A 20128-nucleotide genomic window follows, 5' to 3' on the forward strand; every position below is an offset into this window, starting at 1 on the left:
TCTCTTTAATTTAGGCGGAAACTCATTACAGTTTTATTTGAAACGTAATTATGTCAGTCATTGCTATAGGTTACCTGCTTAAGCGTAATAATCTATACCTGAAGTTACACTAATCGCTTGATTTAAACCTAAATGTAACTCTTCTGCCGAGATTTCATCCATATCAGCCGCATTTGAACTGCCGCCATCACCGAAACTACCTTCCCGACGCTCACCTTGATCGCCTTGAGAAACATGGCTGTCAGCCAACTGCATCCCTTGCTCTTGCAATAACTCACGTAATCTTGGCATAGCTTGTTCAACCAGATCACGCGTTTGCGGCTGAGTAACATGGAACTGTACTTGGGTTTGGTCGCCATGCACTTGGATCTTTACCAACATATGCCCAAGCTCAGGGGGATCGAGCCGGATTTCCGCATGTTGGATGCCTTGACTCACCATAGTAATCAATTGCTGCTTCATTACAGGTGAAAATCGTTGGATCATCTCCTGCATTTGGTTTTGCTGTTCTACTCCTTGACGCAATGACAGCTGAACTTGCATGGTTTCTTGGCGATTTAATTGTGACATCGAGAGTGTCTGTATGGATGATGTCGACTTAAGTTCTGAGAAAGTATTACTATCATCCATAAAACTTTCGTCTCTGGGAATATCCATCGCAACCGTTAATTTAGCATCTTTCAGTAATAGGTTAGCAGCCAAATCGGAATTGGGACTCCCATCAAGATCACTTTCTGTTACAGATGTTGTATCTAATGGTTCAGATGAAGTTGAAGAGCCTAAGGTATTCAGGTCGAAAGTATTTCCCGAGGTCGCGATATTAGCCGTATTGGGACTATTCACTGTCGAGCTACTAGTCGTTGCTTTTGCCGCAGTGTTGGTTGCCGACTTTATCGTTGCACTGTTCGCTAAGCCCGCTTGATTAATCACAGCATTAAGTGTGACCTCATTCTCAACTAAAGACTCATCTATACTCACCCCGACTTCAGTGGCAGAGACAAGCTCAGTGTCTTCTAAAGGTAATTCTGAAGCGTCATCGGTCAAATTTGGATCAATCACAGCATCACTATCCGCTGACACTTCAAGTATATTTGGGTCTATGGGGAGAATTTGTACGAGTGACTTATCAGTCAAAGAAGATGGTTTCACGTCATCTGCGATTGAAATTGCTGCCATATCTGGGCTAGTAGAAACTAACTTTTGTAATTCAGCAGAAAAACCCGCGTCATCGGCATCTATATCTGATGCCAGTTCAATCTCAGCAGAAACAGTAGATGCCAATGCTGAGCCGATTAATAACGCTGATGAAGTATCAATATTTTCTTCACCAGTTATATCTTCTTCAGCATTTAAAAATGCTAGCGGCAAACTATCTCCATCTGATGCCGTTTTCTTCATATCATTTGCCATGCTAATTTGGGCAAAAATGAGATTTACGTCGGCGTCATCAGTTGATATATCGTCATCTTTTACTTTATCCGCAGAGGTAACCTGCACAGTATCATCAGTGTTAGCAATGGTTTTTTTAGACGCAGAAATAGAAAATGAGCTAGCGGTGACTGACGCAAGTGTAGATGAAAAGTCTTCATTATTAGACTCTTGGGAAGATGTCTTAGCGGAATTGGCCGCAGAGTTGCCTGTTTTACTTAACAGGATATTGGTCATTTGTTGCATAAGTGCTCCCAAACATCACCCAGCAAAAAAAGAAAATGGCTAGGTAGAAACGTCAATTAAACACTGCGGTTGCAGGGTCATGGACTAAATCAAAGCAAATAAGATGCCAAAACATCAGGTTTTACGACAGCATATCGAAAAGAATTAACTCTGGGAGGTGTCAAATTGATGCTTATGCCATCAATACAAAAAACTAAAGAGCCTATCCGGCTCGCGAGCAGTAAAGATGCCTATCATTTCACTAACGTTGATGACGGCGATAAAATTGCTGGGAAGCAAATTCATCGGTCATTTTTTGCTCCCTTTTTTGTTCAACCACTTGACGCTTCTTCTCTTTACTGGCTAAGAGTAATTCTACTGCCTTACGTTTTTTTTGCTTTTCCAACCAATGTTGTTGTCGATATTCTTTTTGCTTTTCACCGTCGGCTACGACGCGATTTTGCTGGATAATAGCGTCATCAATCTGACGAATAAAACGGTGAAACTGGTGATAGTGACTAGCACTAATGGCTTGACCTTGCTGGGATTGCATTTGCTTCATGTATTCTAAGCGATAGTTATTTAGAGCACTGAGTTGATTCAACCGTTTTTGACACTCTAACTGCGCAGATTTTAACAATAAAGCCGCTTGTTCTTCGGCATCATTGGCAAGCTTTAACACTAACAACAAGGGATCGGCGTTAGCCATACTAGACCTCGATTAATTCGATGACGCCATTATTTGCACTGTGCAGCAAGTTGCCCAAGCATGACTTGGCTATCGGCAAAGCTAAATGCATCACGCATGGTTTGTCGCAAAAAAGCATTCATTGCTGGCTGCAGTCGTATCGCATTATCAATGCGAGGATCGCTTCCTTGGGCATAGGCCCCAATAGAAATCAAATCTCGATTTTGCTGATACAAAGAATAGGTTTGTTTCACGCGGCGCATAGCCTCCAAATGTTCATTGGAAATCACCATAGGCGCGACTCGGCTAATAGAAGCTTCAATATCAATTGCAGGATAGTGCCCCGAATCCGCAAGCGAACGTGACAAGACAATGTGACCATCGAGGATCGCCCGCGAAGCATCGGCAATGGGATCCTGTTGATCGTCTCCTTCCGTCAACACAGTATAAAATGCCGTAATTGAACCTTGTCCAGGGCCACCGTTTCCGGCGCGCTCAACTAAACGTGGCAATTTTGCAAACACAGAGGGCGGATAACCTTTAGTCGCAGGCGGTTCACCCACAGCCAAAGCAATTTCCCGCTGCGCTTGGGCGTAGCGCGTTAAACTGTCCATAAGCAATAAAACGTTATAGCCTAAATCGCGGAAATATTCGGCAATACGAGTAGAGGTTTCACAGGCGCGAAGGCGCATCAGAGGCGATGTATCCGCAGGCGCAGCAACAACGACTGAACGCGCTCGACCTTTCTCACCAAGAATTTCCTCAATAAACTCTTTCACTTCCCGGCCACGCTCACCCACTAGCCCAACCACAATAATGTCGGCGGTAGTACCGCGAGTCATCATACCTAAGAGTACACTCTTACCGACACCTGAGCCCGCAAACAAGCCCATACGTTGGCCTTTGCCCACGGTCAGCATAGCGTTGATAGCGCGAACGCCAACGTCCAGCGGTTCAGTAATAGCACGGCGAGATAAAGGATTAATGGCAGCGCTATGTCTTGGCGCTTGTTGGTCCGTTTGCAACGCGCCTAAACCATCTAAAGGCACGCCGTTACCATCGAGTACGCGTCCTAGCAGGGATAAACCAACATTGAGTCCAGTTTGTTCCCCCAAAGGCACAACCCGCGCACCAGGCAATACACCACGCAATTCTTCAATGGGCATTAAATATAATAGTTCGCCATCAAACCCGACCACCTCGGCTATTAACTCGCCCGCCATGGTTTCGATCGAACATAAACTGCCCACAGGCGCACGGCAACCGCTTGCTTCTAAGGTTAAGCCGACAACACGCACCAGTTGACCACTGGCCACAGCGCGAAATGGCGGCACCTTACCCTGATGATGATTAAGCCTATTCAGCAGTTGATGTTGGCGATTTTGCATCTGATTCTGCCTCTAATTGCTCACCTGTGTTTGAGGCAAATTGTATATCCTCAGCATGTTGAGAAACCGTATCGACAACCTGATCATCAAGCTCTGATCCCACAGCCTCAGAAGCAGCAATGTGTTTTGCGGTATCTTCAACCTCTATCGCCTCTTGCAGTTGACGCTGCTTGTCACTTAAGTGAGCATGTTGGTTCCGTAAGGACTCAAATACAGCATCGATACGCGATGCGAGGGTCAAATCCACTAAAGAACGATGACTACTGAGAATACAGTCACCTGGACTTAAGGAAGGGTCAACTTCAAGTTCCCACTTACTGCGGGTCAATTGAGCGCTGGAATAAAGTTGTTCGACTAAAATAACATCGTCAGGATGCAAGCGGATTGTGACCGTTTGTTCTTTTATCGGCAGCGATTCTATACCTAAGCGCAATGCCGAAAGCACTTGTTCTGGATGAGTTTTTAATTCGTGGCCAATGACAGATTTCGCTAATGTCATACTCAGGTTTAGTAGCGAGAGTTCAATATCGCCATCGAGCAATTGCAATGGTTTTTCAAATTGGGCTAATAAGGTTTCAAAACGCGAGAGCAATATTTTTGCTTGGGCTAAACCGGTTTCTAATCCTTGCTCATGCCCTTGGGAGAACCCTTCAGTATGGCCCTGCTCTAACCCTTCTAAACGCCCTTTTTCTAGCCCTTGCTCATACCCTTGCTGCTTACCTTCGCTAAAGCCTTCTTCTTCGGCTTGGGCGCGAATGTCTTCAATCTCAGCAATAGTCGGTGGAGAAACACTTTCCACTGTAGTCGACTTAGCGGCTTGATGATTTGAATGGCCGAACAGATTTGAGATAGAGTCATCATCGGCTTCAGTCACATCTGGCAGCGCCCAGTGACTAAATTCGACATCTCCTTCGCTCAAGACCTTATTCAACAATTTATTGTCGCTCGGATTAGAGGAACTCATCGCCACCACCGCCGCCTAACATGATTTCGCCGCTGTCACTTAAGCGACGAGCAATAGACAGGATTTCTTTTTGGGCGACTTCCACTTCACTGATGCGAATTGGGCCCATGGCTTCAAGATCATCACGCAATAATTCAGCGGCACGTTTTGACATGTTACCCAAGATTTTTTCTTTCAGCTGATCATCTGTACCTTTGAGCGCCTTCATCAGTACATCTTGCTGCACTTCACGCAACAGGGCTTGAATACCGCGGTCATCGACATCGATTAAGTTTTCAAATACAAACATCAAATCTTGGATTTGCTGCGCCATTTCTTCATCAGACTCGCGCATGGTTTCCATCAACTGGCTTTCGATACCCGTGTCTAAGTAGTTCATTATGTTGGCGGCCGCTTTTAAGCCACCCATTTTCGCGGCCTGGGCGCCACCTTGACCGGCAAACTGTTTCTCCATGATGTCATTCAGCTCTTGCAGTGCAGCAGGCTGCACTTCTTCAAGATTTGCAATGCGCATCATCAAGTCTAAGCGGGTATTCTCAGGGAATTGACCAAAAATTTCCGCCGCTTGATCGGGTTCTAGATAAGACAAAACAATGGTTTGGATCTGTGGATGTTCGTTTTGAATAATGGTCGCCACTTGGCGCGCATCCATCCACTTCAACGAGTCCAAACCTTTAGCGCCACTGCCCATGATAATCTGTTCAATCAGATTACCCGCTTTATCTTCACCCAGCGCAGCAGTTAAGGCTTTACGGACGAACTCTTCACTGTTGAAACCAATTGAAGAATACTTTTGAATATCATCAAGAAACAGCTTATGTACCCCGATAACTTTTTCCTGACCAAACTCATCCATTGCCGCCATGGCCATACCCACTTTTTGCACTTGCTTCGGCTCTAAGTGTTTTAAAATGGATGCAGCATCAGCCTCACTCAAACTGAGGAGTAAAATAGCGGTCTTTTCAACGCCACTAATATCTTTGATATTAAAGGCAGGTGCGGCCGCAGGAGCCACTTCTTTCGTTTTATTCTCAGCCATTGTCTTGTAACCAGTTTTTCACGACTTGAGTAGAGAGCTCAGGCTCATTCGCCACGAGCGCACGGATAGCTTTAATCATATCATCATCTTTGTGAAGATTAGGGATATGAATTGAACCATCGTCAGCATAACTGTATTCCGCCTCTTGAGTATTGAGCATCCCTAGCGTATCAGCCGCATATTGGTCCTCAATTTCTGCTAATTCATTACCTAATCTGCCATCCTCAGGCATATTCACACTGTCAGGATAGATTAAGCGTTTCAGCATAGGACGTACCACAGCTAAAATCAGCACCAAAATCACTAGCGCACCAATACCAAGCTTAATCGCACGCCAAAACCAAGGTTGCTCCCAAAGCTCAGGTGCGGGTAAATCTTCAACCAATTGATCCATAAAGGGAACGGTTACCACTTCCAGCACATCACCCCGTTGTGAGCTAAAACCAACCGCGCCTTCAAGCAAACGACGGATATTGGTCAGTTCTTGTTCGGTACGGGCAACACGGGCTACTTGACCATTTTCTCCAGCGGCACCAGGTTTAAAGTCCACCGCGACTGACACACTAATGCGGCGCACTGCACCAACTTGCTGGCGAGTATGGCTAATGGTGGTATCTAATTCAAAGTTACGGGTCGCTTCGCGGTGCGAATTACCTGTTGCAGCCGTTGCTGACTCTGCCGCTTTTGTTGCATCTTCTGGAATATTAGACTCCATTGGCGGTTGATTGGATAACGCGCCAGGGATCCCACCAGAAGAGCCGCCAGTGGTGTTATTTTCAACGGTCATTTCACTGCGCAGTGCCGGTAAATCAGGGTTAAAACGCTTAGATGTTTGCTCAACAGCAGTAAAATCCATACTGACGTCGACTTGAGAGGTAAAATTATCAGGACCTAAAATTGGCACCAGAATCGATTCAATCTTAGTGCGATATTCAGCTTCTTTTTGCTGTACTAATTCAAGTTCACGGCGAGCCGTCGCAGACGCGCCATCTTGACTGCCAGAGTTCAATAAACGGCCGTTAGAGTCAGTTACCGTCACCCTTGATGGTTCTAAACCTTGTACTGCAGAAGCAACAATATCGACGATAGCATCGACTTCACCTTGGCCTAAGCCACCGCGACGGGTATTGATCACCACAGTTGCACTCGGTTTAGAGGCATTGCGGGCGAAGACGTTTTCTTTAGGTAACGCAAGAATGACTTTGGCACGGCTGACACTTTGTAGTTGCTCAATCGCACGGGCGAGGTTTTCTTCTTGGCTATGCTTAAGACGAGCCTGTTCCATGCGTTGGCTGACACCAAAACCACTGTCTCTATTTAAAAAATCTTGGTTGGCTGCAGGACTGTCGATACCTGCACGGCTCAACATCATTTTGACTTCTTGATATTTATCTTCAGGAACTTTAATAACGTCCACGTCGATTTGGTACTTAACTTTATTTTTATCAAGTACATCTAGCACTTGAACCATTTCCTGAGTTTCCATTTTACCCAATGGACGATACTCTGGCTCCTGTGCCCACAGCATGACAAAGACCGCCAAGGCTAAACAAATCGCTAAGGCTAAAATCATAGTCACTTGGCGCATCATATCGACACCGCCAAGATTTCCCATCATTCCTGACTTATGTTCTTGCTGGACACCTTGGTCAGCTAAACCGGAATTGGATCCGACAATCATTTCTGTACTCACGATTCGTACCTGCTAATTGGGTTATTCACTGGCCTAGACAGGCATGCTCATTATTTCTTTGTAGGCTTCGACAAGCTTATTACGCACTTGCACTGTCGCCTCGAAAGCGACACTTGCTTTCTCACGGGCAATCACAGTGTCCGATAAAGAAACGGTAGTATCACCCATCTCTAAACGTGTCGCGAGGTTTGACGATGCAGACTGTAAGCCGCTGACATTGCCGACGGCTTGCGATAGCAACTGACCGAAGTCTGCACCACTGGTGTTATTCACTTGCTGCATGATATTTGGCTGAACGCCAAACGACGGCGTTATTTCGCCTTGGAGTTTCTGCATTTCCTGCAGGAATGAATTTGCGCCTATTTGCATGCTGAGCTCCCAGTCGTCGAATTCTTGACGATCAAAATACCGATAACGGGACAATGCAAAATAACGGCCAAGTTTTCAGATGGTCGTGATTGATAATAAATTGACGGGATAAGAAGATGTCAATATCTAAGGATTTTGGATGAAATGAGCCACTTTTACGGTTGTGTATTTTAATAAATACAGCCTCACACTCAATGTGGAGGCTGCGAGATGATAACTTGAATTTATAGACTAATTTGGCAGTTGGATCCCCATATCACGCATCCTTGCCATCTTGTATCTTAGGGTTCGTGCGCTAATTCCTAGCTTTTCGGCGACTAACTTACGACTTCCTTGGCATTGATTAAGGGTCTCTAAAATAATCACATGTTCTTGAGCTTTGAGCTCTTCACCTAAACCGTCTGGCTCAGAAGAAAATGGGTCTAGATCTTCACCGCTTAAAATCACATCCTGCGCATCGATAATAATGTCATTGGCAGTGATCAATTGACCAGCTCTTAATATCAAAGCACGCTGGATCACATTGTCGAGTTCACGTACGTTCCCAGGCCAGCGATGACTCAATAAACGTCGACGCGCATTCTCATCCAACTCAGGCACATCGGCAACATTCAATGCCTTAGCATGTTTAGCCAGTAAATGACGCGCAAGAGGTAAAATATCTGCAGGACGTTGACTTAACGCAGGCCAAGCTAAAGGAAATACGTTAATTCGATAGTAGAGATCTTCCCTAAATCTGCCAGCTGCGACCACTGCCTTTAAATCACGATTGGATGTGGCAAGCACGCGCACATCCAATTTAATGGTTTTACGGCCACCTAAACGCTCAACTTCACGCTCTTGCAAAACCCGCAACAACTTAGCTTGTAAGCCTAAATCCATCTCAGAGATTTCATCGAGCAGCAAAGTGCCACCTTGAGCCTGCTCAAATTTCCCCGGACACGCTTGATAAGCCCCCGTAAATGCCCCCTTTTCATAACCAAAAAGGGTGGCTTCGAGCATGTTCTCAGGAATAGCGGCACAGTTAATGGCCACAAAGGCTTGATTAGCACGGCTACTGTGTTGATGAATATAACGGGCCAAAACCTCTTTACCCGAACCGCTAGGACCTAAGATCATGACAGAGGCATCGGAGGCGGCAACCCGTTGAGCAAGTGCTAATAAGGCTAAACTTTTTTCATCAGCGACGACGGGCTGATCCACATTTTGTTTTAATGGCAAATAGCGTGAGACTTGATTGAGTAACACTTCTGGTGCAAAAGGTTTAGCTAAATAATCAACAGCGCCTAATTTTATAGCGTTCACCGCGCTACCAATAGTCGCGTAGGCCGTCATCAACAGCACTGGCAACTTAGGATGATGCTGCTGCAGGTAGTTCAATAAACCTAAACCACCAATACCTTGCATCTGCACATCGCTAATAACTAAATCAAACTGATGTTGTTTCAAGGCTAAAATAGCGTCTTCACCGGAGGCAACATCAACACACTCATACTGAGCCAGCATTAAGGTATCCAACAAGGCTTCACGTAATGAAGCATCATCCTCAACGAGCAATAACTTTGCTTCAGACATGGGTAATCTCCAAAGGTAATATCACCGCGGATTTAGCCCGTGGGAATACTAAAGACACAGTACAGCCTTTATTCGGTAAACAACTGAGTTGCAGTTGCCCCCCATGATTGCGCACCACAGATTGCACAACGGCTAACCCAAGCCCAGTTCCCTGCGACTTAGTCGTAAAGAAAGGTTCAAATACCTTCTGCTGCATAGTGGCGTCTAAGCCTTTACCATTATCGATGACGTCCAATAATAACCGTTCGCCCTCTTCCTTCGCTTGGATACGAATTTCAGTTGCTCCGGCTTCTATGCTGTTCATGACTAAATTATTAATCGCCGAGCTTAATGCATTGGAATTAGCTAACATCGAGCTGCTTGACGCATCATCAAATAACAAGTCACAGCCTTGCTTTGCCGCTATTGGCTCACAATTTGCCAAAACATTGTCGATAACCTCAGCCAACGAGATTAGATCTCCAAGTTCATCCTGACGGCCTTTCGCCATCAATAGCATGTCGTTAACCTGCCGCTCGAGTTCATTGAGTCTATCAACAAGTTTTTGTTGGAATTTAGCTTTAGCGGCATCGGATAACTTCGGACTCGCAAGGTTTGAAGCGTATAACAAAGCGGCTGATAAAGGCGTGCGCACCTGATGAGCCAAAGTTGCTACCATCTTGCCCAGTGCAGATAAACGTTGTAAATGGGAGATATTTTTCTGTAATAACCGAGTTTCAGTCAGATCAGTTAGCACAATTAATTGACCAGGCTCTGGCGTCAATGGCGTAATCGCTAATTTAACGCGGCGGCCATTACGCAGTGACACTTCGTGGCCATCATCGTCCTGTGGCGCAAAGGCACTGTGGATCACATCAATCCAGCGAACACCACACAAGGAGCGCTCAAGTAATTCAACTGCTACCGGATTAGCATCCGTGACTATACCGTCGCCATTGATAATCACCACGCCGGATGGCATAGCCTGTAAAATATGCTCCATTCGATTGGACATATTAGCGGCCTCACGCAGTTGGTTCCATTGTTTGCTAGTGTGCTTGAATGACTCAATTTGCGCTAGTGGGTTGGCTGACATAGTCACTCCGTCAAAAAATTGCTTATGACGGGGTGACTGCAGTATCTATGCCAAATTGGAAATTGAACTTTAGAGGTTAAAACAACTTATATAACAATAAAATAGAAAACTAATCTTTTGTCATTCCGTACTTACGCATTTTTTCTACAAGCGTTGTACGGCGTATTCCAAGCATTTCAGCAGCGCGAGCTACGACATTATCTTGTAGCTCTAGCGCCTGACGTATCATGTCTATTTCTAGTTCTGCTAACAAATCCTTAAGGTTCACACCTTCAGGCGGCAGCTCACTAGGGAAACGCGTTTCAGGGATTTCAACCGGCTCTTCATCGCTAAAGATAGAAGCTAAAGCATCACGTTCCTGTTGCTCTTCACTCATCTCTACACAATATTCGGGCACATCGATATGGCGATATTTGACAGGTAAATCGTTAACATCGACCAGTCCACCCGGATATAAAATGGTGAGGCGTTCGACTAAATTAGACAGCTCGCGCACGTTGCCCGACCAAGCATGTTCTTTCAGAGACTCTATCGCACGCTGCGTAAAACGCACCTTACCACGGCCTTCGTTATAGACTCGGCTAACTAACTCTTGTAATAGCAAAGGCACATCGTCCTTGCGATCACACAACGCGGGCATTTCAATCGGGAATACGTTTAGGCGGTAATAAAGATCCTCACGGAACTCATTAACGCTGATCATGGTTTCTAAATCTCTATGTGTCGCAGCAACTACGCGTACATCAGCATTAATTGTCTTAGTACCACCAACGCGCTCAAATACCCGCTCTTGCAGCACACGGAGTAATTTAACTTGCATTTGTAGTGGCATGTCTCCTATTTCATCGAGAAATAGTGTACCACCTTCAGCTAATTCAAAACGGCCTTTACGAGAACAGATTGCCCCAGTAAATGACCCTTTCTCATGACCAAATAGCTCACTCTCTAATAACTCAGGCGGTATCGCACCACAGTTAACAGGGATAAACGGACCATCACGGCGCTCAGACAAATAATGGATATTACGGGCGACCACTTCTTTACCTGTACCTGATTGACCCAGAACAAGCACGGTTGCCTCAGATGTTGCTACTTGATTTATCAAGTGCCTCACATTCGCAATACCATCACTGCGTCCCACTAAGCTTCTGAATAACTTTGTTTGATTCGCACTAGTAGGGACTTGAGGCCGTTTAACTTGACCGAATACTTGGCAAAAGTGTAATAATTCAGTGAGCTGAGGATACGTTAAAGGTTCTTCTATATGTCCAAGAATATTAGACACTTGCAGATCGTCAACATTGCCAAGCAACAGCATAGGTTGCCATGGATGTTGACCTGCGATGTTTTTAAGCCCATCAGCATCCATAACATCAGTTAGGATAACTAAAGCTCGAAAACGGGTATCTTGGAGGCTAGCACTTAATTTTTCGGTGTCAATTTGTACAAATTGCTCACCTAAAAAATCCAAAATGCAACACAGGCGATTTAATCGCTCTGATGGAGGGCCGATAAGTAAAATTCGTTGATCTGTTTGCATCATTCAGTAGGCCGTAAAGCTCTAATATGTATTAATTCGCATTAATTATTTATGATTAGTTGCTGTAAAAGCTTAACAAATTCAATGTAACAATCTGTGCCACCATCACTACTTGTGATGAATATTGTATTATCAGCAGACGAGAAGCAAGCCTCAGATGAGGTTTATGCCAAACTGAATTGATTTTAGTTCATTTACATCATGATTCTAGTCTAAAACGTCAATACTTTGACTTTTAGCCAAAAAAAAGACGCAACCAGTGCGTCTATTTTTAATAACGAAATAAGATATTAACCCGCTTCAGAATGCGCAGAAATATTATGTTTATCTGCAGGAATTGCATCCCAACCTTCTTTGATAGTACGTAAAATATCACATACATCATCAATCGCTTTCACATCATTATTTACGTTAGCTTCAGAAATTCTACGCAACATAAAGTCATATAAATCACTCAAATTTCTAGCTATCTGGCCACCAGCATCCATATCTAGGCTATTGTTTAAACCAGTAATAATCCCAATAGCTTTGCCAATGTACATACCTTTATTAGACAAGTCATTTTGTTCAATCGCAAGACGACTTTGTGCTAAACGTTGCAGTGCCCCCGCAAACATAAGCTGAATAATACGATGTGGTGACGCAACAGTAATTTCACTCTCTAAAGACACCTTACGATACGATTGCAGTGATCCTCTCATAAACACCTACCTGTTTAAATCTATAGTCTCATAAACACTAATCTGGCGCTTATTCTTATTACCTGCATGTAATAATGCTTGTCTATCTGCCATAACAACACTTGCTTTACTTGTGTACTCTTGAGTAAGTTCAAGCTGATGTTGAAGATAATCAACATCTGTCATATTAGCATCAGCCACTAATACATTGAGTAAAATTTGACGCTCTCCAACCAGTACTTGCAAGTTCGACACCAACTCGTCAGATTGAGGCTCTTCAGCAGGAAGCTGAGTCAGTTTATTTAAATTTTCACTCAAAAGGACATTAAGCTCATCGAGTTGTTTCACTTATACTCCCCTTACTCATTTATAATTTCACTATCGTTTTTTAACAGCTCCAGGAAGCGAATTCAAACGATCAACAAGACCACTGCTCTGCTGATTTAGTTTTCCAACGACAAGATCCATCGCATTAAATTGCTTCGTTAAACGGGCTGTTAGTTGATCCATTTTAAGCGTGAAAGCTTCTCTTCTATCAGTAAGCTGGCTTTGTTGATTAGTATATCCGGTTTGACGTGACGCAATTAATCCTCGAGACTTGACATAACTATCAGCAAGATCATTAAAGCGATTAGCAAGCCCTTTATCTGGTGTCGAGAATAATGCCTCAACACTGGCCATATCTTCAGAGATGACTTTATTAAGTTTAGTATCATCAACAGACAACTTACCATATCTATCTGTTTTTATACCAATATCATATAATGCTATCGAACTGCCGCTATCAGTTGGCACTCGTTCACTCGATATACTTCGGAGTTGCGATTCTATAGAACGGATCATAGAGTCGCCCTGTAATGCAGCTGCTGTTTTTTTCTCTTTATCATAGGATGACATTTTATCAACTGCAGTCGCTAAACTATTATAGGCATCGACAAAAGCTTTTACATTTGCCTTTACTGCATCATCATCTTGTTCAATTTTTAACGTAGTCGTCTTAGAAACATCGGCATCAGTTAAGTTTAACGTCACCCCTGCAATAGCATTTTTAACTTCATTAGTTTGTGAGGTAACTTTCTGATTATCGATATAAACAACTGCATTTTTAGCATCTTGAAGCGTGGAGATATTTCCAGCACCGAACATATCATTGAGTCCAGTTCCAGTCGTGTCATTAGCTGTAATACTAATTTGATTGTCTTCACCTGACTTATCTGAACTAAAAACCAATCGACTGCCTGCATCACTGGTAATAACAGTTGCAGTTACGCCCGCATTATCTGGGGATTCATTAACTTTTTTAGCAATGGCAGCAAGTGAATCGGTAGCCGAAACATCAATGGAGAAATTCTTACCATTGATACCAAAATCAAGGCTCCCTTCACCTACAGGTAATCCTGGATCTGCAACGTTTTTTCCAGCAATTTTATGATTTACCGCAAGTTGCTCAACTTTAATACCATAGCTACCCGCTTGTGCGGTTTTGTCTGTTGTTGCTGACAAATAAGTTTGATTACTAACAGAAACCTTACGCAGATTGAGGGCATCGCCAGTTTGAAGTTTTTTTAAGGCATCTTGAAACGTAGACAACGCACTTTTTAAGGTTCCCATAGCTGAAACTTTTGCTTTGATGCTGTCTTCCGTTTTATTAAACATCGCTTCTTTCGGTGTTTTTTCGGCATCAACTAAAACTTGCACAATTTCACTAATTTTAAGGCCAGATCCCATGCCTGTCGCTGTTAATGCCATATAGACCTCTCAATCAAACGTACTTACAAATATTTATGCTTCTGTTTTCATCAAAAGCCCTGTGACTTCTGATAGTTTTTCTGCCAAGGCTAATGCTTCTTCACTCGGCATTTGTCTAATCACATCACCAGTATCTCGGTCAAGTACAGTCACAACAGCTTGTCCAGAGTTCTCATCAACCTTAAATGCTAAACCTTTACGCATCATAGACATCATATCAGACAACTCTGTGGCAACTTGAGCCAGCTTACTTGGATTCTGTTCATTTTTCGTTACATCTTGTTCCACAGCTTGTTCAATAGCCGTATTTCGCTTTAATTCAGCATCTGGAGCAGATGCTTTTAGCGGCGTTTGAGCTAAATCAACCTTACTGTGAAGCATAGAAGGTGAACTTGCTATATTGATATCCATAGCCATACCTCAGCAAATTTAGTAATAACTTTAAATGGTTACATTAAAATTACCCTATAAAACTACATTAACCTTTTAAAGTGGCAAAGGGAGATCCGTTACCGAACCTCCCTTATCACTTTCTCACTATTCTGCTTAAAACTACAGCAGTGACAAGGCCACTTGAGGTAACTGGTTGGCTTGGGCCAACATTGCAGAACCCGTTTGTTGCAACACTTGGTTCTTGGTCATTTGTGATGTTTCTTTCGCGAAATCCACATCCACAATTCGACTCTTCGCATCAGCAACGTTGGCTTGAGTATTAGCACTGTTACTAATGTTGTATGCTAGACGGTTTTGTTTAGCACCTAAGTTAGCACGCTGACTATCAATCGTTTTAATGGCAGCATCAATCGCAGCGAGTGCAGTTGAACGGCCAGCTGAACTTGCAACCGACAAACTATTAACAGATAACGCACCAGCATTCGTTGCTTTTACTGAAATCGTAATGTCTTCGCCTTCTTGGTGTCCGACTTGGAAGGTCTTACCTGCGGAGAAATCACCATTCAGTAATTTTGTGCTACCAAATGCAGTTGTATCACCGATTGCTGTAATTTCTAATGCCAGTTCATCAATTTCGCTTTGCAATGCTGTCAAATCGTCAGTACTGTTAGAACCGTTCTCTGCTTGTACTGTCAAATCACGCATACGTTGAAGCATGTTAGTCTGTTCTTGCATCGCACCTTCAGAAATCTGGGCGATTGAAATGGCATCGTTAGCATTGCGCATACCAACATCAAGGCCACGCACTTGGCTGTTTAGTCGGTTCGATATCGCTAAACCAGCAGCGTCATCTTTGGCACTGTTAATACGCAGACCACTGGATAAACGTTCCATAGATGTGGCCAAACCGCCTGCGGAAGTATTTAAATTCTTTTGAGCTTTTAATGAAGTGACGTTTGTGTTTACTGTAATGGCCATGATCGTTTCCTCTTTATACCTGGCTTGTGAACTTGCCTGTCTACTTAAGCCAGGCGGGTCTTAGTGGTTACAGTATATTTAACGGCAGCATCTTTTTTAACTTTAGAGTTATTTTTTAAAATATCTTGATTTTAAAAAATAACTCTAATTATCATAAACATAAATATCAACTCCTATAAAACTTTGCCTACTTTTCTAGATAATTCTAGAACAAGTAGGCAAAAGTGCTTCATATAACATCACGCAAATAACATTAACCAAGAAGAGATAATGCAACTTGAGGTAACTGGTTAGCCTGTGCAAGCATTGCAGAACCCGTTTGTTGTAACACTTGGTTCTTAGTCATAACTGAAGTTTCCTTCGCAAAATCGACATCCACGATACGACTCTTAGCATCAGCAACGTTGGCTTGAGTATTAGCACTGTTACTAATGTTATAGGCCAAACGGTTTTGCTTCGCACCTAAATTGGCTCGTTGATTGTCAATTGTTTTAATGGCAGCATCAATATTCGCAAGTGCAGTTGAACGACCAGCAGAAGTCGCTACGGATAGCGAATTGACAGATAAACTTGCAGCATTGGTTGTCCCTACCGAAATAATGACATCCTCAGCTTCTTGGTGCCCTACTTGGAAGGTTTTACCCGCAGAAAATCCACCAGTCATTAATTTGGTATTACCAAACGCCGTACTATCACCTATAGCAGTAATTTCTTCTGCTAATTGATCCATCTCTTTTTGCAATGCAGTTAAGTCATCAGTGCTATTCGCACCGTTTTCTGCTTGAACAGTCAAATCACGCATACGCTGCAACATATTGGTTTGCTCTTGCATCGCACCTTCGGCAATTTGAGCAATTGAAATCGCATCATTTGCGTTACGCATACCCACATCTAAACCGCGCACTTGGCTGTTCAAGCGGTTAGAAATGGCTAGACCAGCGGCGTCATCTTTCGCACTGTTAATGCGTAGACCACTGGATAAACGTTCCATTGAGGTCGCTAAACCGCTACTGGAAGTATTTAAATTCTTTTGTGCCTTCATTGAAGTCACGTTGGTATTTACTGTAATAGCCATGTTGAGTTCCTCTTCCTAGTTATACCGCCAAGGCTTGGAGCTTGGCTAAATTTTTAACAATTTATCTTACAGATGGATAGGTACTTGCTTTCTGTTAAATAAAGTCGAACAGGGAAACAGAACCCACCTTACTAAACACGCTAGAGACTGCGTTCAATGCAAGCTGTTGCTTTTCAAATTCCGTAATCGCTGATGCATAATCGAGATCTTCCAAGAGTGATAGCGCTGATGAGTTCACCACTTTCTCCTCGGTATGAGTCTCTTTGTAACTCTCGACAACTTTCAGATTATTCCCCGCCACACTTCTGGCAGAACTAATTTGATTGACGCCACTATCGATGTTATTCAATATCTGTGCCAACTGAGCTCGACCTTGGGGAGTGTTGGCAGAATTAGGGTCTTCAATTAATGCAATCGCATTACTGATCGTATCGAAAATACTGACTTCGGCCTGCGGCTCCATGGTGAAACTATCGCCAGCGCTGGGTTTTCCATCAATTTTAACTTCTATACCATTAAAACTAATGGGATTAGTGGCATCGAAGTTAGCTACGTTTGCGACAGGATTACTTGCAGAATCGAGCACTTGCAAGTTAGTACCGCCAGCACCATTATCAGTGAAGTTAAATGTATATGTATCAGCAACATAAGTTGCAGCATCAGCAATTTTTGCTGTTTTAACGCTAAACTCCCCCTGCTGGCTGGCCAAATAATTGACGCTATAATCACCAAGTCCATTGGGTGCTTTCATAAACGCGCTATCGCCAGGGATGTTTGTCCCCATGGCAACACCCGTTTGTACTAAACTATTTTTGACGCCAGAGTCGCCGCTATACACTATTTTAGGCGGCGTCGAGTTATCAAAAGCAAAAGGTTCTTTATCGGTACTGAAACCAGAGAACATATAATTGCCAGATTCATCCTTACTATTGGCAATAGAGAGCAATTCTTCTAAGCTGCCTTTCATCTCTTCGGCAATCATTTGCCGCTCAGTTCCTGATAGTGTGCCGTTTATCGCTCGCATAACTTGCTCACGCATAGAGCCAGTTAAATCTTCAGCACTACCGAGTTTACTTTCTGCCACAGCAAGACGATTTGTCGCATAGTCAATATTTTTCATAAACTGATCGACTAGCGCATTTTTCTGATTCAGATTATCAATACCCTGTGACGCCACAGGATCATCACCAGCAGTATTGACTTTCTTACCACTGCTCAATTGGTCAAGAATTTTGCTGGTCGCCGTTTGCTTTTGCAGCACACTGGTAATGCTTTGATTAAAAATCTGCGCGGATGATAATCGCATAGTTAAATCTCCTAACGCACTGAGGATAATAAGGTGTCAAAAATCTGCTGTGCAGTCGTCATGATCCGCGCAGAGGCTTGATAGGCTTGCTGAAAACGCATTAAATTTGCCGCTTCTTCATCTAAGTTCACGCCCGACTCACTCTCAACTCGCGCATAAGCTTGTTGATACACGGCCTCTGCCGAACCAACACGCACTTCAGCCGCTTTCGTTTTACTGCCTACCTCGAGCTTAGTGTTCTCGAACACATCAGCTAGGGTCGACTTTCCCCCATTCATCACCTTACTTTCGCTCAACTTAGCCATAGCGACAGCATTAGAGTTATCCCCCTCTGCGAAGGATAAATCGAAGGTAAATCTGTCATTGCCTGCAGCCGCTTTGCTGTCAACTTCAAAGGTAAAACCAAAAGCGCTAATACTCGGAGGCGTATAAGGGGCTGCAGCCCCAAGGGATGTTCCCGCGGCGTCGAATGCTTCATAGGTTGGAGGCACAACTGTGGTATCGAGCTTTATCGTCAACTCACTGCCCGTTACAGGGAAATTTGCGGCATTACGATTGCTAATTTGAGTCAACTTCACTTGGGTATTGCCCGAGTTAGCGGCATCTGCAGTAATCTTTGGTGATGCGGCGGCAATGCCTTTAGGGTCTTTCATGACCACTTCAATGCCATTTGAAGCACCTGCTGTCGGGCGAATGGCAAAACGATCGCCAGACGCCATAGCGCCCGCTTTTATATCAATTGAAAATCCAGATCCACCCGATAAAGTCGAGCCAGTTAACGTCAGTGGCGTAATTGCCCCCGTTTTCGAATCTCTCAGCTCATAAGTTGCAGGCGCGGTAAATGACAGTTCGTAGGCACCACCTGTTAATAAACTGGTGTCATCTATGGTGACGCCTAACGTTGCATTACCTGTATTACCAGAAAAACCTGCTGCACGGCCCAAAGACATCATAGGATCGTTGATATCTTTGAAGATATTGGCACCAACTTGCCCATTGAGGTCAATACCTTGTGCTTGCATTTTATTGAAGTTATCAGCCACGCCCAAGGCTAATTGATCGAGCTCATGACCCGCGGGAATTAACGTTTGATCACGATAATCAAAAATGGCCCCTAACTGACCGCCAAGTTTACTCGGATCAACAGTGACACTTTGCGAACCAATACTTGAAGTCAATTGGAGCTCATTTGGAAATGGATCACCCGCTTGGATTCCCATCGTCATAGCAATTTCACCAGAAACCAACATCACTGAGCCACCAAGCATTACGCTCTTAGCACCATTTTCTAATGGAATAACATTCACTTGAGCGTACTGGCTTAACTCTTGAACAAGTGCATCTTGCTTATCAAGCAACTGCGCATCCTGATTCGGCGACTTCATTAACTCTAGGTTTAAATTTGCCAGTTCTGTACTGATCTCATTGATACGCTTAGTCATACCAGTGATCTGGTCATTGGTCTGATTAAGCTGGCCATTCAAATACGACTGCATCTGATTAAGACTGCTAGCAACTTGCTGTGCGTTTGTTAGGGTCGAACTCCGAATACCCAAATCTGCAGGCAAATCAGCCACACTATTCAGCCCCGAAAACAGGTCATTCAAGCTTTGTGGCACAACTTTACCTACCTGTGAAAACAGCTGATCTAACTCACTCAATTTACCGTAGCTGGCTTCGGCGGCGCTTAACGTTGTTTGGCCAATGCGTAATTCTCTTGCAGCATAGTCATTGTAGATACGCTTAACGTCATTAACGTAAGTTCCTGTGCCATAAAAGCTACTACCAAAACGCTGCGATTCAAGAGTCGACTGGGTTGCCACTTGTCTGTGGTAACCAGCGGTATTGGCGTTAGCTATGTTATTACTGGTAACACCCAGTTGCGACTGGGAGGCAAGCACCCCAGTTCGCGCTATATTCAGTAGATCAACGGCCATTAGTTGACACTCCTATGAACAAACAG

Annotated in this window: 18 protein-coding genes; all 18 read right to left on the reverse strand. The window is 43.8% G+C overall.

The annotated features are described in order from the left end of the window. Positions 1 to 78: 78 nt before the first annotated feature. Entirely contained in the window at positions 79 to 1674 is a 1596-nt protein-coding gene (locus L5M40_RS14135) for a flagellar hook-length control protein FliK (protein WP_113939468.1), read from the reverse strand. A 241-nt stretch (positions 1675 to 1915) separates the two neighbouring features. Beyond that, positions 1916 to 2362, reverse strand: a complete 447-nt coding sequence (fliJ, locus tag L5M40_RS14140; protein ID WP_028761186.1) for a flagellar export protein FliJ — start codon at positions 2360 to 2362, stop codon at positions 1916 to 1918. Positions 2363 to 2391: 29 nt separating this feature from the next. Further along, complete coding sequence (gene fliI / locus L5M40_RS14145; RefSeq protein WP_028761187.1) at positions 2392 to 3729, reverse strand: flagellar protein export ATPase FliI; 1338 nt, start codon at positions 3727 to 3729, stop codon at positions 2392 to 2394. Then, positions 3698 to 4693 carry a flagellar assembly protein FliH gene (gene fliH / locus L5M40_RS14150; protein WP_113939467.1) on the reverse strand — a complete coding sequence of 332 codons (996 nt, stop codon included), beginning with the start codon at positions 4691 to 4693 and terminating at the stop codon, positions 3698 to 3700. Before fliH ends, fliI begins: the two co-directional genes overlap by 32 nt. After that, positions 4680 to 5732, reverse strand: coding sequence for a flagellar motor switch protein FliG (fliG, locus tag L5M40_RS14155; protein WP_028761189.1), 1053 nt, complete (start codon positions 5730 to 5732; stop codon positions 4680 to 4682). Before fliG ends, fliH begins: the two co-directional genes overlap by 14 nt. Further along, a complete protein-coding gene (fliF, locus tag L5M40_RS14160; RefSeq protein ID WP_263173685.1) occupies positions 5725 to 7413 on the reverse strand; it encodes a flagellar basal-body MS-ring/collar protein FliF in 1689 nt (562 codons plus the stop codon). The genes fliG and fliF overlap by 8 nt, the downstream gene beginning before the upstream one ends. A 45-nt stretch (positions 7414 to 7458) precedes the next feature. Beyond that, positions 7459 to 7794: a flagellar hook-basal body complex protein FliE gene (fliE, locus tag L5M40_RS14165; RefSeq protein WP_028761191.1), complete on the reverse strand. Its 336-nt coding sequence runs from the start codon at positions 7792 to 7794 to the stop codon at positions 7459 to 7461. Positions 7795 to 8025: 231 nt separating this feature from the next. After that, complete coding sequence (locus L5M40_RS14170) at positions 8026 to 9369, reverse strand: sigma-54-dependent transcriptional regulator (RefSeq protein WP_263173570.1); 1344 nt, start codon at positions 9367 to 9369, stop codon at positions 8026 to 8028. Next, entirely contained in the window at positions 9362 to 10444 is a 1083-nt protein-coding gene (locus L5M40_RS14175) for a sensor histidine kinase (RefSeq protein WP_105251937.1), read from the reverse strand. The genes L5M40_RS14170 and L5M40_RS14175 overlap by 8 nt, the downstream gene beginning before the upstream one ends. Before the next feature lie 109 nt (positions 10445 to 10553). Beyond that, positions 10554 to 11987: a sigma-54 dependent transcriptional regulator gene (locus L5M40_RS14180; protein ID WP_105251936.1), complete on the reverse strand. Its 1434-nt coding sequence runs from the start codon at positions 11985 to 11987 to the stop codon at positions 10554 to 10556. A 287-nt stretch (positions 11988 to 12274) separates the two neighbouring features. Next, on the reverse strand, positions 12275 to 12685 hold the full coding sequence (gene fliS, locus L5M40_RS14185; RefSeq protein ID WP_028761195.1) for a flagellar export chaperone FliS: 411 nt from the start codon (positions 12683 to 12685) through the stop codon (positions 12275 to 12277). Positions 12686 to 12691: 6 nt separating this feature from the next. After that, a complete protein-coding gene (locus L5M40_RS14190) occupies positions 12692 to 13012 on the reverse strand; it encodes a hypothetical protein (protein WP_028761196.1) in 321 nt (106 codons plus the stop codon). 30 nt (positions 13013 to 13042) lie between these two features. Beyond that, entirely contained in the window at positions 13043 to 14413 is a 1371-nt protein-coding gene (fliD, locus tag L5M40_RS14195) for a flagellar filament capping protein FliD (protein WP_173497645.1), read from the reverse strand. Between the two features lie 33 nt (positions 14414 to 14446). Then, the gene (locus tag L5M40_RS14200; protein ID WP_028761197.1) at positions 14447 to 14824 is read right to left on the reverse strand and encodes a flagellar protein FlaG; all 378 of its coding nucleotides are present in this window, start codon (positions 14822 to 14824) and stop codon (positions 14447 to 14449) included. Between the two features lie 141 nt (positions 14825 to 14965). After that, positions 14966 to 15784, reverse strand: coding sequence for a flagellin (locus tag L5M40_RS14205; protein WP_028761198.1), 819 nt, complete (start codon positions 15782 to 15784; stop codon positions 14966 to 14968). Between the two features lie 253 nt (positions 15785 to 16037). Further along, complete coding sequence (locus L5M40_RS14210) at positions 16038 to 16859, reverse strand: flagellin (protein WP_173497644.1); 822 nt, start codon at positions 16857 to 16859, stop codon at positions 16038 to 16040. Positions 16860 to 16953: 94 nt separating this feature from the next. Then, positions 16954 to 18165, reverse strand: coding sequence for a flagellar hook-associated protein FlgL (flgL, locus tag L5M40_RS14215; protein ID WP_173497643.1), 1212 nt, complete (start codon positions 18163 to 18165; stop codon positions 16954 to 16956). Between the two features lie 11 nt (positions 18166 to 18176). After that, positions 18177 to 20102 carry a flagellar hook-associated protein FlgK gene (gene flgK, locus L5M40_RS14220; protein WP_263176614.1) on the reverse strand — a complete coding sequence of 642 codons (1926 nt, stop codon included), beginning with the start codon at positions 20100 to 20102 and terminating at the stop codon, positions 18177 to 18179. Between the last annotated feature and the right edge of the window lie 26 nt (positions 20103 to 20128).

The sequence above is a fragment of the Shewanella sp. SM68 genome, from assembly GCF_025653925.1.
Lineage (GTDB): Bacteria > Pseudomonadota > Gammaproteobacteria > Enterobacterales > Shewanellaceae > Shewanella > Shewanella oncorhynchi.

What these genes read in the sequence shown, in the direction of transcription:
- fliE (WP_028761191.1), bottom strand. Translation starts at nt 7,794, where the DNA reads ATGCAAATAGGCGCAAATTCATTCCTGCAGGAAATGCAGAAACTCCAA.
- flgK (WP_263176614.1), bottom strand. Translation starts at nt 20,102, where the DNA reads ATGGCCGTTGATCTACTGAATATAGCGCGAACTGGGGTGCTTGCCTCC.
- L5M40_RS14200 (WP_028761197.1), bottom strand. Translation starts at nt 14,824, where the DNA reads ATGGATATCAATATAGCAAGTTCACCTTCTATGCTTCACAGTAAGGTT.
- L5M40_RS14170 (WP_263173570.1), bottom strand. Translation starts at nt 9,369, where the DNA reads ATGTCTGAAGCAAAGTTATTGCTCGTTGAGGATGATGCTTCATTACGT.
- fliD (WP_173497645.1), bottom strand. Translation starts at nt 14,413, where the DNA reads ATGGCATTAACAGCGACAGGCATGGGATCTGGCCTTAAAATTAGTGAA.
- fliG (WP_028761189.1), bottom strand. Translation starts at nt 5,732, where the DNA reads ATGGCTGAGAATAAAACGAAAGAAGTGGCTCCTGCGGCCGCACCTGCC.
- fliI (WP_028761187.1), bottom strand. Translation starts at nt 3,729, where the DNA reads ATGCAAAATCGCCAACATCAACTGCTGAATAGGCTTAATCATCATCAG.
- flgL (WP_173497643.1), bottom strand. Translation starts at nt 18,165, where the DNA reads ATGCGATTATCATCCGCGCAGATTTTTAATCAAAGCATTACCAGTGTG.
- L5M40_RS14175 (WP_105251937.1), bottom strand. Translation starts at nt 10,444, where the DNA reads ATGTCAGCCAACCCACTAGCGCAAATTGAGTCATTCAAGCACACTAGC.
- L5M40_RS14135 (WP_113939468.1), bottom strand. Translation starts at nt 1,674, where the DNA reads ATGCAACAAATGACCAATATCCTGTTAAGTAAAACAGGCAACTCTGCG.
- L5M40_RS14210 (WP_173497644.1), bottom strand. Translation starts at nt 16,859, where the DNA reads ATGGCTATTACAGTAAATACCAACGTGACTTCAATGAAGGCACAAAAG.
- fliH (WP_113939467.1), bottom strand. Translation starts at nt 4,693, where the DNA reads ATGAGTTCCTCTAATCCGAGCGACAATAAATTGTTGAATAAGGTCTTG.
- L5M40_RS14180 (WP_105251936.1), bottom strand. Translation starts at nt 11,987, where the DNA reads ATGATGCAAACAGATCAACGAATTTTACTTATCGGCCCTCCATCAGAG.
- fliF (WP_263173685.1), bottom strand. Translation starts at nt 7,413, where the DNA reads ATGATTGTCGGATCCAATTCCGGTTTAGCTGACCAAGGTGTCCAGCAA.
- fliS (WP_028761195.1), bottom strand. Translation starts at nt 12,685, where the DNA reads ATGAGAGGATCACTGCAATCGTATCGTAAGGTGTCTTTAGAGAGTGAA.
- L5M40_RS14205 (WP_028761198.1), bottom strand. Translation starts at nt 15,784, where the DNA reads ATGGCCATTACAGTAAACACAAACGTCACTTCATTAAAAGCTCAAAAG.
- fliJ (WP_028761186.1), bottom strand. Translation starts at nt 2,362, where the DNA reads ATGGCTAACGCCGATCCCTTGTTGTTAGTGTTAAAGCTTGCCAATGAT.